This is a genomic window from Actinacidiphila acidipaludis, from assembly GCF_019890725.1.
GTDB lineage: Bacteria > Actinomycetota > Actinomycetes > Streptomycetales > Streptomycetaceae > Actinacidiphila > Actinacidiphila acidipaludis.
In genome coordinates this window covers 67,292-79,277 of record NZ_JAINZZ010000012.1, presented here as the reverse complement: position 1 = coordinate 79,277, position 11,986 = coordinate 67,292, and the positions used below count along the sequence as shown (strand labels likewise).

General features: G+C 73.6%; 11 protein-coding genes. 7 read left to right on the top strand and 4 right to left on the bottom strand.

Translation table 11 applies throughout. The annotated features are described in order from the left end of the window. Window positions 1–240: 240 nt before the first annotated feature. From K7862_RS13165 to K7862_RS13145, 5 genes are all read left to right on the top strand, one after another. A complete protein-coding gene (locus tag K7862_RS13165; RefSeq protein ID WP_222962715.1) occupies window positions 241–1,608 on the top strand; it encodes a DHA2 family efflux MFS transporter permease subunit in 1,368 nt (455 codons plus the stop codon). Between the two features lies 1 nt (window position 1,609). After that, window positions 1,610–2,326, top strand: a complete 717-nt coding sequence (locus K7862_RS13160) for an SGNH/GDSL hydrolase family protein (RefSeq protein ID WP_222962714.1) — start codon at window positions 1,610–1,612, stop codon at window positions 2,324–2,326. A 141-nt stretch (window positions 2,327–2,467) separates the two neighbouring features. Then, window positions 2,468–3,763 carry a homogentisate 1,2-dioxygenase gene (gene hmgA, locus K7862_RS13155; RefSeq protein WP_222962713.1) on the top strand — a complete coding sequence of 432 codons (1,296 nt, stop codon included), beginning with the start codon at window positions 2,468–2,470 and terminating at the stop codon, window positions 3,761–3,763. Further along, window positions 3,760–4,506: a GntR family transcriptional regulator gene (locus K7862_RS13150; RefSeq protein ID WP_222962712.1), complete on the top strand. Its 747-nt coding sequence runs from the start codon at window positions 3,760–3,762 to the stop codon at window positions 4,504–4,506. Before hmgA ends, K7862_RS13150 begins: the two co-directional genes overlap by 4 nt. Window positions 4,507–4,632: 126 nt before the next feature. Further along, on the top strand, window positions 4,633–5,883 hold the full coding sequence (locus K7862_RS13145) for a type ISP restriction/modification enzyme (protein WP_222962711.1): 1,251 nt from the start codon (window positions 4,633–4,635) through the stop codon (window positions 5,881–5,883). A 273-nt stretch (window positions 5,884–6,156) separates the two neighbouring features. Here the strand turns inward: K7862_RS13145 and K7862_RS13140 are convergent, their stop codons facing one another. After that, a complete protein-coding gene (locus K7862_RS13140) occupies window positions 6,157–6,423 on the bottom strand; it encodes a hypothetical protein (RefSeq protein ID WP_222962710.1) in 267 nt (88 codons plus the stop codon). A gap of 205 nt (window positions 6,424–6,628) precedes the next feature. After that, on the bottom strand, window positions 6,629–7,462 hold the full coding sequence (locus tag K7862_RS13135; protein WP_222962709.1) for an SGNH/GDSL hydrolase family protein: 834 nt from the start codon (window positions 7,460–7,462) through the stop codon (window positions 6,629–6,631). A gap of 200 nt (window positions 7,463–7,662) precedes the next feature. Between K7862_RS13135 and K7862_RS13130 the strand changes: the two genes are divergently transcribed. Together K7862_RS13130 and K7862_RS13125 are read left to right on the top strand one after the other, a co-directional pair. After that, window positions 7,663–8,832, top strand: coding sequence for a DUF5925 domain-containing protein (locus K7862_RS13130; protein WP_222962708.1), 1,170 nt, complete (start codon window positions 7,663–7,665; stop codon window positions 8,830–8,832). A 17-nt stretch (window positions 8,833–8,849) separates the two neighbouring features. Continuing rightward, a complete protein-coding gene (locus K7862_RS13125; RefSeq protein ID WP_308011963.1) occupies window positions 8,850–10,241 on the top strand; it encodes a CoA transferase in 1,392 nt (463 codons plus the stop codon). A gap of 140 nt (window positions 10,242–10,381) precedes the next feature. Here the strand turns inward: K7862_RS13125 and K7862_RS13120 are convergent, their stop codons facing one another. Then, window positions 10,382–10,762 carry a GntR family transcriptional regulator gene (locus K7862_RS13120; protein WP_222962707.1) on the bottom strand — a complete coding sequence of 127 codons (381 nt, stop codon included), beginning with the start codon at window positions 10,760–10,762 and terminating at the stop codon, window positions 10,382–10,384. Window positions 10,763–10,787: 25 nt separating this feature from the next. Further along, window positions 10,788–11,924, bottom strand: coding sequence for a methyltransferase domain-containing protein (locus K7862_RS13115; protein ID WP_222962706.1), 1,137 nt, complete (start codon window positions 11,922–11,924; stop codon window positions 10,788–10,790). Between the last annotated feature and the right edge of the window lie 62 nt (window positions 11,925–11,986).

The following is an 11,986-nucleotide window of genomic DNA, read 5'->3' as shown; positions in this document are numbered from 1 at the left end:
CTCCTGTCGTTCGGACTGCGCTCCCAGCGTAGCCAACAGGCGAGCCTTGACATAGACATACCTACGGTATGTATGTTCCGTACCGTCAGTATGTTCCGTCTCCCACAAGGCAGGACGGCCATGTCGTCATCGTCTTCACCGCCCTCTCCGTCCGCTCCCCCGCCCTCCTCCACCGCCCCACCCGGCCGGGCTCCCGCCGCCGGCGTCCGGGATCCGGCGGGCGGCCTCCGCCCCGGCCTGGTGCTACTGCTGACAGCGGGCGCCACCTTCATCGCCTTCCTCGACACCACCGTGGTCAACGTGGCCTTCCCCGACCTGGCGAGGAGCTTCCCCGGTGACCGCCTCTCGGACCTGTCCTGGGTGGTGAGCAGCTACGCGGTGCTCTTCGCCGCACTGCTGACCCCGGTCGGCCGCCTGGCCGACGCCTTCGGCCGCAGGCGCGTCTTCCTGTTCTCCCTCACCCTCTTCACCTGCGCCTCGGCGCTGTGCGCCGCCGCACCCGGCCTGTCCTGGCTGGTCGCGGCCCGGGCCGTGCAGGGGGCCGCGGCAGCGGGGATGATCCCGGCCGCGCTCGGCCTGCTGCTCGCCACCACCCCACCCGCCGGGCTCGCGGCGGCGATCGGCGCCTGGGGCGCGGCGGGGTCGCTGGCCACCGCGGCCGGGCCCGCGCTGGGCGGTGTGCTGGTCGACGCCTTCGGCTGGCGCTCGGTCTTCCTGATCAACGTGCCCGCGGGCCTCGTGCTGATCGTCGCCGGCCTGCGCGGGCTTCCCGAACGCAGCGGCGGTGGGCGGCGGTTGCCCGATCCGGTGGGGACGGTGGCCTTCTCGGCGGGCATCGCACTGCTCGTCCTCGGACTGACCAAGGGCAGCGACTGGGGCTGGACGTCAGCCGCGACGCTGGGCAGTTCGGCCGGCGGACTGCTGCTCAGCGCCGCCGCGCTGGGACGGTCCGCGCGGCACGAGGTGCCGGCCGTCGAAACGCGTCTGTTCCGCAACCCCACCTTCGCCGTGGCCTCCGTCGCGGCCGCCTGCACCGGGGCGGCCCTCTTCGCCTGGCTCCTGTGCAGTCCGCTGTTCCTCACCACGGTCTGGCACTACTCGGTGCTCAAGGCCGGCTTCGCGGTCACGCCGGGCGCTCTCACCTCCGCGGTCGCGGCGGTGGCGGTCGGCAGGCTCGCGCGACCGCGCCACCTGCCTGCGGTCGTGGCCGTCTCGATGGCGGCTTACGCGCTGGTCAGCGTCTGGACGTACGCCCACCTCGGGGCCGAACCGCGCTTCCTGGCGCTGTGGCTGCCGATGGGGCTGGTCGGCGGTGCGGCCTTCGGCGCCACGCTGACCGCGCTCTCCACCGCGGCCGCGACCTCCCTGCCGCCTCGGCAGTTCGCCTCGGGCGTCGGCATGACCACCACGGCACGGCAGTTGGGCGGCGCCCTCGGCGTCGCCGCCACCGGCGCGATCTTCACCGCCCACTCCCTGAGCGGGCCGCAGGCCTTCCGTGACGTCTACCTGGCCTGCGGCGTACTGGGCGCCCTTGCCGCGGCCGTCGGGCTCCTCATGGCCCGCTTCCCCCCCGCATCTCCGGCCACGGCCCGCACCAAGGAGTCCTGAGATGGCGAACGCCACACCGTACGCGCACGACCCCGCCGTGTTCCCGGCCGAGGCCGCCGACCCGCACTGCCTGGCCGAGGGCGAAGGGGCCCTGCTTCTGCGCGACGCACCCTGGAAACGCTTCGCCGTGGTCGGCGACAGCCTCGCCGAGGGGCTGGGCGACCCGCTGCCCGGCTACCGGACGGCCTCCTGGGCGGACCGGGTGGCCGAGGTACTGCGCACCGCGACGCCCGATCTGGCCTACACCAACCTCGGCGTGCGCGGCCGGACCGCCGCCCAGGTGCGGGCCGGGCAGGCGGCCGCAGCCGCGGGGTTCGGGCCCGATCTGGTGTGCGTGGTCTGCGGCGGCAACGACCTGCTCCTGCCGGGCTTCTCCCCCGCCCGCGTGGGCAGGGAACTGGACCTCCTGTTCGCCGGGCTCGCGAACCCCGGCACAACAGTCTTCACCTACGCCCTGACCGACGTGGCGCGGGCCGTACCCGAACTGCGCGGCAGCCCGCTGGAGCAGGGCGTCGGCGTACTGAACTCCGTGACCGGCGCGGCCGCCGCCCGGCATGGCGTGCTGGTGGTCGGGATGGACGGGCATCCGGCCGCCGGCGACCGCGACCTGTACAGCGCCGACCTCGTGCACTTCTCGGCGCGCGGGCACGCGGTGGCCGCCGCGGCGACGGTCCGCGCCCTGGCCACCCGGTTGCCGGGAGGAGCCGCTCCAGTCTGACAGAGCGGGCCTGACCTGCGTCGGCGTTGTCCACAAGCCCGGCGCCAGGGGTTGTCCACAGGCCCAATCGAGGGCTTGCCGTCCTGATTCCTATGGCTCAGCATAGGAATCAGGACGACAGGACAGGACGGGGAGCACCTCATGGGCGGCAAGGACCTCGACTATTCGCCGGGCTTCGGCAACGAACACAGCAGTGAGGCCGTGTCCGGAGCGCTCCCGGTAGGGCGCAACGCCCCGCAGCGCGCGCCCTTCGGGCTCTACGCGGAGCAGTTGAGCGGGACCGCGTTCACCGAACCGCGGGCGCGCAACCGGCGCAGCTGGCTGTACCGCATCCGCCCCTCGGCGGCGCATCCGCCGTTCCGCCGGGTGGACAACGGCTGGTTGCGCGGCGCTCCGTTCCGTGACGTGGAGCCGGACCCGAACCGGCTGCGCTGGAGCCCGCTCCCGATGCCCGACGAGCCCACGGACTTCGTCCAGGGCCTGGTGACCGTGGGTGGCAACGGGGACGTACTGCGCCGCGAGGGCATCGGCATCCACTGGTACGCCGCCAACCGCTCGATGGAACGCCGGGTGTTCTCCTCGTCCGACGGGGAGTTCCTGATCGTGCCGCAGCGCGGCATCCTGCTGATCAGGACCGAACTCGGCGTGCTGCAGGCCGAGCCCGGCCACGTGGCCCTGATCCCGCGGGGTGTGCGCTTCCGGGTCGAACTCCCGGAGGGCACGGCTCGCGGCTACGTCTGCGAGAACTACGGTCAGCCGTTCCAGCTGCCCGACCTCGGCCCGATCGGCGCCAACGGCCTGGCCAACGCCCGTGACTTCCTCGCCCCCGTCGCCGCCTACGAGGACGGCGACGAGGAGACCGAGGTGATCAACAAGTTCGGCGGCAACCTGTGGGCCGCGGTCTACGGCCACTCCCCGCTGGACGTGGTGGCCTGGCACGGCAACCACGTCCCGTACCTGTACGACCTGCGCACGTTCAACGTGCTGGGGTCGATCAGCTACGACCACCCCGACCCGTCGATCTTCACGGTGCTCACGTCGCCGTCCGACACTCCCGGCCTGGCGAACGCGGACTTCGTGGTCTTCGCTCCCCGCTGGCTGGTCGGGGAGGACACCTTCCGTCCCCCGTACTTCCACCGCAACGTGATGTCGGAGTTCATGGGCCTGGTCGAGGGCGCCTACGACGCGAAGGCCGAGGGGTTCGTCCCCGGCGGCGCCTCCCTGCACAACATGATGTCCGCGCACGGCCCGGACCGGACCACCTTCGACCGGGCGAGCACCGCCGAGCTCGTCCCGCAGAAGATCGACGACGGCCTGGCCTTCATGTTCGAGACGCGCTGGCCCGTCGTGCCGACCGAGTTCGCGCTGGGCGGCTCTCACCGGCAGGAGGGGTACGACCGGGTCTGGGAGGGGCTTGAGAGACACTTCGGGCTGTGAACGCCTTCGCTCCCGACTCGCTGGTCCTGAACCGCAAGCTGCCACTGTGGTACCAGGTCTCGCAGTCGCTGCGCGCCTCGATACTGGGCCGGCGCCCGGAAGCCCCGCTGCGCCTGCCCACCGAGGACGACCTCGCCGGGCACTACGGAGTGAGCGTGCTCACCATGCGCCAGGCCCTCAAGGAACTGGAGGACGAGGGTCTGATCTCCCGCCACCGCCGGCGCGGCACCTTCATAGAGCCGGCGGCGCAACGGGGGGCTCCGGTGAAGCTGCTCGGTTCGGTCGACGCGATCGTGGCCCAGCAGTCGGGCGGCCGCACGTCGGTGATCGGCCACGGCACCGAGCCGCTCCCCGCGGAGGCCGCCGAGCACTTCCCCGACCTCAAGGAGGCCGTGGCGTACCGGCGGCTGCGCTGCGACGAGAAGGGGGAGCCCACCAACTGGGCCGAGAACTTCGTGCGCCCGGACCTCGCCGCCCGCATCGACCTCGGCGACCTGGAGCGCTGGCCGATGACCAAGGTGCTGCGGGACGCGCTGGGCGTGCGGATCAGCCGGATCACCGACACGGTGGAGGCCCGCCTGGCCGCGCCGGAGACCGCCCGGCTGCTGCAGGTCCCGCTGCTCAGCCCGATACTGCACTACACCGGGGTGACGTACGACGACACCGGCCGAGCGGTGGACGTGGTGCGGATCCACTACCGGGGCGACCGCTTCTCCTTCACCGTCACCATGGACGCGCCCTGAACCAGCGCCCCACCGCCCGCCAGCCACGCAAGGCGGCGGCAACCCCTTTGGGCCCCAAGGCCGTTGCCCCGACGCCGAGCGGGGAGCCACGGCGAACCGTGGAGGCTGCGAGAAGCCGTCAGTAGCATGCATGCAGTGAGCGATGACGCGCCCTTGCTGCACGACCTGATGCCCTGGTCCGTGCGCCCGCTGCGCCTCGGCCGCGGCTGGCCGATGGCCCCGGAGCCGGCCTGCCTGCGGGCGCGTTGGAACTTGCTCACCGCCGGGCCCGACGACGCCACCCGGGCATCCCTGCTGCACACCACACGTGCCCGCGGCCTTCGCACGCCCGTCGCCCAGTTGCCCGGGCACCGCACCCCCACGAGCGCGCTGGCTCGGGAGGACGGCCGGTGCCCGGAACCGGTCCGGGTGCAGCACGGCGCGTTCGACCAGCAGTGGCTGATCCCCGACCACCGTCTGATCGACGTGGCACGGCCCGAGTTGTGGCGGGTCGCCGACGAGCACCAGATCTTCGTGCTCGAGCAGGGACAGCTCCCCGACGCGCGCGAACCGGCCCTGTCCTTCTCCGCGTTGCTGCCCGACGGCCGCTCCCCCGCGGGCAAGCCGGGGCTGATACGCCCGCTGTACCGCCGACCGGGCGGCCTCGACCCCAACCTCGCGCCGGGCCTCACGGACTGGCTCGCGGACCGGCTCGGCCTGCCGGTGACCGCCGGTGACGTCCTCGCCTGGATCGCCGCGGCCGCCCGCCCCGGTCCGGCCGGCTGCGCCGTGCCGCTGCCCGTCGACCCGGAGGTCTGGCGCCTCGGGCTCTCCCTGGGCGCACGGTCGCTGTGGCTGCACACGCGGGCCACCAGGGCCGTCGACGCCGCCGCGGGCCGCGAACACGGCCGGCTGCGCCTGCCCGGCGGCAGCCGCCCCTACGTCCGCTCGCCCTTGCCGGCCGCACCTCGGCCCGGCGAGCTGGAGTACGAGGCCGAGGAGGCGGCGCTGCGGATCGGCGAGGGCGTCGTCGCGCCCGTCTCCGCCGGCGCCTGGGAGCTGACAGCGGGCGGGGTCCGGGTGCTGGAGCAGTGGTACGAGCGCCGTACCGATCCGGGGACCCCGGGCTCGCTGGAGGCGCTGCGGCCGGCCACCTGGACCCGCGAAGTCACCTCCGACCTGCTGGAGCTGATCAGCGTCCTGACGCTGCTCGCCGCGCTGCGGGAGGAACTCGCGCTTTTCGCCGATCGGTTGGCGGACGTCGGGCGGCCGGGCACACGGACTTCGGCGGGGCTGCGGAGTGCGGGGGTGCTTCCCGTGCCGGCGGCGCGGCGCCGGCCGGCCTCCGTGCTGGAACACCACGAGGAGGGCCCGGACGGGCAGTTCGCCCTGGTATGAGAACTTCGGCCCGGGCTGCGAGTCCGAGTCCTCCCGCGCGGCCGTCAGGCCACTGCCGGGGAGAGGCGACAGAGAGGCCTGGAGGGGCGCGGGAGGCGCGGACAGGCAGGGTCGGGGCCTGGGACCGGGCAGCCCGTTTGCGGAGCGCTGGGCCACCGTCAGAGGTTCCGACGGGGAGGAGGCCGGGAGCGGGGAGCCCTGGACCGGGGTCGGGCAGGGCGGAGTGCCGGGACGCGGGAGCGGCTGGCGCCGCGGTTCGGAGTGCCGGGGCGGTCAGCCGCGGTTGCCGAACAGCGAGCGCCGCAGCCTGCGCAGCGGGGCGAACAGGGACACGCGCGCTCCGCGGTTGGCCTTGGTGTGCGGGGTGTTGCGTGAGGTCAGTTCCCGCATCAGCACGGTCGCCTCTTCCGTCTCGCGCTGCGGCAAGGCAGGCCCGGCGAGCACGGCGAGGTGCCGGTCCAGACGCGCACTGGACGCGCTGGTACCGAAGTTGGTGATGGCAGGCACTCGCGGCCTGCTCGGCATCGCTATCTGTTCCATGACTCTCCCCACCCTGTCGAGGGCACCCCGGCACGGGCAGGGTAACCCTATCGCCCCGTCACGTCACGCGCGCATCCCCAGGCGTCTCCCACGCCGGATTCACCTTTCGTGCAAGGCCGTTGACAACTCAGTGGCACATCCGCACATCCGCCGCCGGGCCTTGCGGCGGTCTCGCCACGTGGCCCGGCAGCCGCTGCGGCGCAGGTCAGACAGCGGCGGTGAAGGCCGGCAGGTAGCCGCCGGACTGGCCGTCCGCCGTCGGGTGGTAGGACTCGTCGACCGGCAGCGTGACACTGTGCAACCAGGGTGCACCCGAACAAAGTTCGTGGCCCTTGAACCTTCCGCGCACGTCCGCGAAGGCGAACCCGTGGTCGGCGGCACGCTTGGCGATCACGGTGTCCAGGTCGTCGGCGGCCGCGTCGATGGCCTTCCGCGAGGCGTCGGTGAGGCCCAGCAGACAGTCACCCGGCACCTGGTAGAGGTGCGGGTAGCCGAGCACGACCACGCGGGCGTTCGGTCCCTTGGCGTGAATGGCCGCGTAGGTGCTGTCGAGCAGTCGGGGCATGCTGGTGTCGACAAAGCGACGTGCTTGGGCGACCCGGTTGAGGCAGGTGGCCTCGGAGTAGAAGACACATGTCGTCATGACGTCACTGAAACCGGCGTCCTGACCGCCGACGCTGACGCTGATCAGAGTGGTGGAGGCGCTGACCGGGCCGAGCTGGCGCGCGGCGATGTCACCGGTGAGCGCGCCCGCGCAGGCGCTCGACACGAACGAGGCGGGGGCGTGCGCGGCGGCCCACAGGGCCGGATAGGCCTTGCTGCTGCGCTTGCAGGCGCCGGACGAGGAGGCGTAACCGCCCGCCCCCAGGCCGCTGGAGTAGGAGTCGCCGAGCGCGACGTAGCGCTGTCCGGCCGCCTGGGCCGGGCTCGCCCCTGCCACCGTCAGCAGCGACGAGAAGACCAGCGCGAGCAGCAGCGTAAGCCGGGACAAGGGGACGGACGAGAAGTGCGCGGACGGCGTCGAGGGGGGCGTCGGCATGGATCCTCCGGGTGCCTGATCAGTGATGCCGCGTACCTGTCCGCACACCTGTGCCCCGAATCCGCCCATACGGTGGATTCGAGGTGCGGCAGGGTGACATGACACCGCCTCCACGACGGCGTGACCGGCGCGGCCGGGGTGACGCGCCGGGGACGGAAAAGCGGTGGGCGAAACGTTCCCGGGTGGCGGATCATGGGCCCATGTCCGTGACACCTGAGAACCCGAGGAGGCAAGTGCCGCCCACTCCCCGCAGCAGGCCGAGCGAGCCCGCCGAACGACCCGCAGGACCGGTGGACCCGCACCGCGCCCTGCCCGTCCACCTGCGCCTGGACGACAGCGACTCCCCCTCGGACGTCGTCGACGCCCTGTTCCTGGGCCGGTTCATCTCCGGGGAGCAGCCGTTCGCCCGGGGCGCGTCGCTGGACCGGGTCAAGTCCGGGCTGACCCTGCTGCCGCCGGACGCGGTGGTGCTGCGCCAGGCACGGGACAAGGACCGCAGCGCCGTACTCGCCGAGGGCGACGGCTGGACCGTGCTGATCTCCCGCTGGAGCCGGGGCGCCGACGTCACGGTCGCCGCCGTCACGGACGAACTCGCCGAAAGCGTGCTGCGCTCCGCGGTCGACGACGCCGAGGACGAGCCCGAGCCCCAGCCGGAAGCGGTCACCATGGGCTTCTGGTACGTCTCGCCGCGCCGCGGCCCGTACCGCACGACCCGTCAGATCTCCGCCGCGACCTGGGAGGAGCTGCGGGGCAACTACACCGCGCCCGTCGCGGACGCGATGGACGGCCTGATGAAGATGACGGCGGACGACGTCACCGGCCGTCTGCTGCTGCTGCACGGCCCGCCCGGCACCGGCAAGACCTCGGCCCTGCGCACGCTCGCCCGCTCATGGCGCGAATGGTGCCAGGTCGACTGCGTCCTCGACCCGGAGCGGCTGTTCAACGACGTCGGTTACCTGATGGACATCGCCATAGGTGAGGACGACGCGGCCGGCGGTCGCTGGCGGCTGCTGCTCCTGGAGGACTGCGACGAGCTGATCCGGGGACAGGCCAAGCACGAGACCGGGCAGGCGCTGTCCCGCCTGCTGAACCTCACGGACGGCCTGCTCGGCCAGGGACGCAACGTCCTGGTCGGCATCACCACCAACGAGGACCTGGAGCGGCTGCATCCGGCGGTCGTCCGCCCGGGTCGCTGCCTGGCCCGGATCGAGGTGGGGCCGCTGACCCGGCCCGAGGCCGTGGCCTGGCTCGGCACCGGCGACGGCATCGGCCGCGAGGGCGCCACCCTGGCCGAGCTCTACGCCCTGCGCCGCGGCGCCTCGGCCGCGCTCCCCGCACCGTCGCAGCCGGCGGACGGCCTCTACCTGTGAACGGAGTTGCGGGGGCCGTGGCCGGTGGACAGGCCGGGGCCGAGGTCGCGGCCGCGCTGTGGACGGAGCTCGGCGGTGCGCCCGAGCTACTGGATCGCGTGACGTACGGGACGCCCGGCGGGCTCGCCGCCGCCGTCCCCGTCATGCGGCTGGCGCGGTCCGCCACGGCCTGCTGTGCACTGGCCGCGGCCGAACTCCTCGCGGTTCGCGGCGGTGGTCAGGTCCCCGCGGTGCCGGTGGACGACGGAGCCGTGGCCACCGCTTTCACCAGCGAGCGGCACCTGCTGATCGACGGACGGCCCGGCGCCACCTTCGCCGCGCTGTCCCGGTTCTGGCCGACGGCCGACGGCTGGCTGCGCACCCATGCCAACTACCCGCACCACCGCGCCCGGCTGCTGTCCGCGCTGGGCATCCCCGACAGCGGGGACGAGGACAGGCTCGTGGCCCGGGTGGCGGCGACGCTGGCCCAGGGCCCGGCCGCCGCGTTCGAGGACACGGTGTACGCGGGCGGCGGCCTGGCGGTCGCGGTGCGCGCCACCGACGACTGGACGGCGAGCGCACCGGGGCTTGCCGCTGCGGCCCGCCCGCTGATCGAGCAGCACGCGTTCCCGGGCCCGGTGTCGGCTCTGCCGCCGCTGCCACCGGGCAGCCCGCCCGCTGCGGGAGTGCGGGTCCTGGACATCACCCGGGTGATCGCCGGGCCGGTCGCCACCCGCACGCTGGCGCATCTGGGCGCCGACGTGCTGCGTATCGACTCGCCCCGCCTGCCGGAAGCGTGGGACGCCCATGCCGACACCGGATTCGGCAAACGTTCGGCGAGCCTGGACTTCGCCGACCCGCGCGGCCAAACCGTCCTCGACCAGCTTCTCGCCTCCGCCGACGTCGTGGTGACCGGCTATCGGCCGGGCGCGCTGGACCGCTTCGGTCTCTCGGCGGCAGCTCTGCAGGAGCGCCATCCGGGCCTGGTCGTCGCGGAGTTGTCGGCCTGGGGCTGGGACGGCCCGTGGGCGCGACGCCGCGGCTTCGACAGCCTGGTCCAGGCCGCGACCGGCATCGCCCTGCTGCAGGCGGATCCGGACGGGCGTCCCGGCGCGCTGCCGGGACAGTTCCTCGACCACGGCACCGGTTATCTGGTCGCCGCCGCGGTGCTGCGGGCCCTCACCGCGCGTCTTTCCGCCGGCGGCGGCCGACTCGTTCGGTGCGCGCTCGCGACCACGGCGGCCCACCTGCTGAGCCTGCCTCATGAGCCCGCGCCACCCGGCGTGTTCGACCCCGCCCCGCACCTCGCCGAGACCGACTCCCCCATGGGCCGGCTGCGGTACGCCCTTCCCCCCGTCCGGTACGAAGGCGCTCCCACGACCTGGGCACGGCCGCCGGGCCGGCCGGGGGAGGATCCGGCTCGCTGGTGAGCGACGGCAGCCTGCTGGACGTGCGGGCGCCCAGGGGGAGGAGCACCGGGGCCGGCAGCACACCGGACGTACCAGGGCGGCAGTCCACGCCGACCGCGGTGCGCGGTCAGAACCGAGTCCGAGCGGATTGAGCCGACCGGTCAGCTCTGGTCGTCGCCATAAGCGGCGCGCAGCGCCTCCTCGACTGCCGCGCGGGCGCCTTCCCGATCCAGGCCGAGGCGGCGGGTCCGCTCGACATAGGCGTTCGCCGCGGCCGCCAGTTCGCGGGCGCGGGCGTCGGCGGCCGCGATGTAGGTGCCGTGCCGCCCCCGCGTCTCGATCACCCCGTCCTCCTCCAGTGCCCGGTACGCCTTGGCCACGGTGTTGGCGGCGAGCCCGAGTTGCTCGGCGAGGCCGCGCACGGTGGGCAGCTTGTAGTTGACCGGGAGACGGCCGGCGCGGGCCTCCTCCGCGATCTGCTCGCGCAACTGCTCGTACGGTGCCGTGGCCGCGTCCGGGTCGACGGTGATCTTCAGACTCATGTCCGGATCCTGGCACAGCCCGGGCCTACAAGGGCATCACCCGGTCGGGCCCCGCGGGGTCATGGGCGATCGTGTCACCCGGTTCGTGGAGGTGGAGCACGAACCGCTCCCCCGCCCGGTACGCCTCGAGGCCCGCCCTGCAGTACGCCACCATGTCGTCGGGCAGCGCGTGCAGCGGATACCAGCCGATACCCGAGCACTTGGCGGGTTCGCGGTTGACCGGTTCGGGCGCGCCGTCGGGCAGGCGGGCGGCGAAGAACCAGCCGATCCTGGCCTGGCCCTGCGGCGCCCGGTGCTGCATGACGAGCACCGCCTCCAGGTCGCCCGGGTCCAACTCGATGCCGATCTCCTCATGGGCCTCGCGGATCATGCCGCTCCGGACGTCCTCACCGTCCTCCAGGTGCCCCGAGGGCGCGTGCAGCAACCCGTCGGCGTATCCCGTGCCGGCCCGGCGGGCGAGGAGGACGTCGTCTCCGCGCAGCAGCACCAGGTGGACGTCCACGATCTCTCTGTGCCGCCCGGTCGCGGCCGGGCGGATCACCGCTGCGTACCGCTCGTCCTCGACCGCCCGCCCCCACAACTCCTCAGCATGGGAGAGCTGTTCGATCCGGGTGACGCCGCCGAGCGGGGCGGCCAGGTCGGCCAGCGCCTCGGCGGGGATCCCCACCGGGCTGAGCGTGCCCCAGCGCCCCTCGATCAGGACCAGGCGGCCGCCCGGCCGCAGCAGCGCGGCCCAGCGGCGCAGTACCGCCTCCGGTTCGGGCAGCGTCCACAGGACGTGGCGGACCAGCACCACGTCGAAGGAGGCGGCGGCGACCGGGGGCTGTGCGGCGTCGCCGACGAGCACGCGCGCGCCGGTCCCGGCCAGTTTCTCCCGCGCGCGCTCGGTCATCTGTTCCGACCGGTCGACCGCGGTCACCCGATGCCCCTGCTCGGCGGCGAGCAGCGCGAGGCTGCCGGTGCCGCAGCCGAGGTCGAGCACGTCGGACGGCCGCACCGGCAGCCACGACCGCAGGCGTATCGCCCACGCGTCGCGGACCCGGGGGTCGCGCAGGCCGTGGTCGGGCTCGTCGTCGAACCGCTCGGCGGCGTCGTCCCAGTATCGGCGGTCTTCTGAGTCGGCGGAGCCGTCGGGGGTGCCGTTGCCGGTCTCGGTGGTCATGATCAAAGCCTGCCACCCACCTCTGACAACGCGGCCCGGACGGCTGGAGCCGCCATGCGGCG

Bases quoted from the DNA above. Each gene is read 5' to 3' on its own strand.
- K7862_RS13160 (WP_222962714.1), top strand. From the start codon at position 1,610: ATGGCGAACGCCACACCGTACGCGCACGACCCCGCCGTGTTCCCGGCC.
- hmgA (WP_222962713.1), top strand. From the start codon at position 2,468: ATGGGCGGCAAGGACCTCGACTATTCGCCGGGCTTCGGCAACGAACAC.
- K7862_RS13145 (WP_222962711.1), top strand. From the start codon at position 4,633: ATGCATGCAGTGAGCGATGACGCGCCCTTGCTGCACGACCTGATGCCC.
- K7862_RS13140 (WP_222962710.1), bottom strand. From the start codon at position 6,423: ATGGAACAGATAGCGATGCCGAGCAGGCCGCGAGTGCCTGCCATCACC.
- K7862_RS13135 (WP_222962709.1), bottom strand. From the start codon at position 7,462: ATGCCGACGCCCCCCTCGACGCCGTCCGCGCACTTCTCGTCCGTCCCC.
- K7862_RS13130 (WP_222962708.1), top strand. From the start codon at position 7,663: ATGTCCGTGACACCTGAGAACCCGAGGAGGCAAGTGCCGCCCACTCCC.
- K7862_RS13120 (WP_222962707.1), bottom strand. From the start codon at position 10,762: ATGAGTCTGAAGATCACCGTCGACCCGGACGCGGCCACGGCACCGTAC.
- K7862_RS13115 (WP_222962706.1), bottom strand. From the start codon at position 11,924: ATGACCACCGAGACCGGCAACGGCACCCCCGACGGCTCCGCCGACTCA.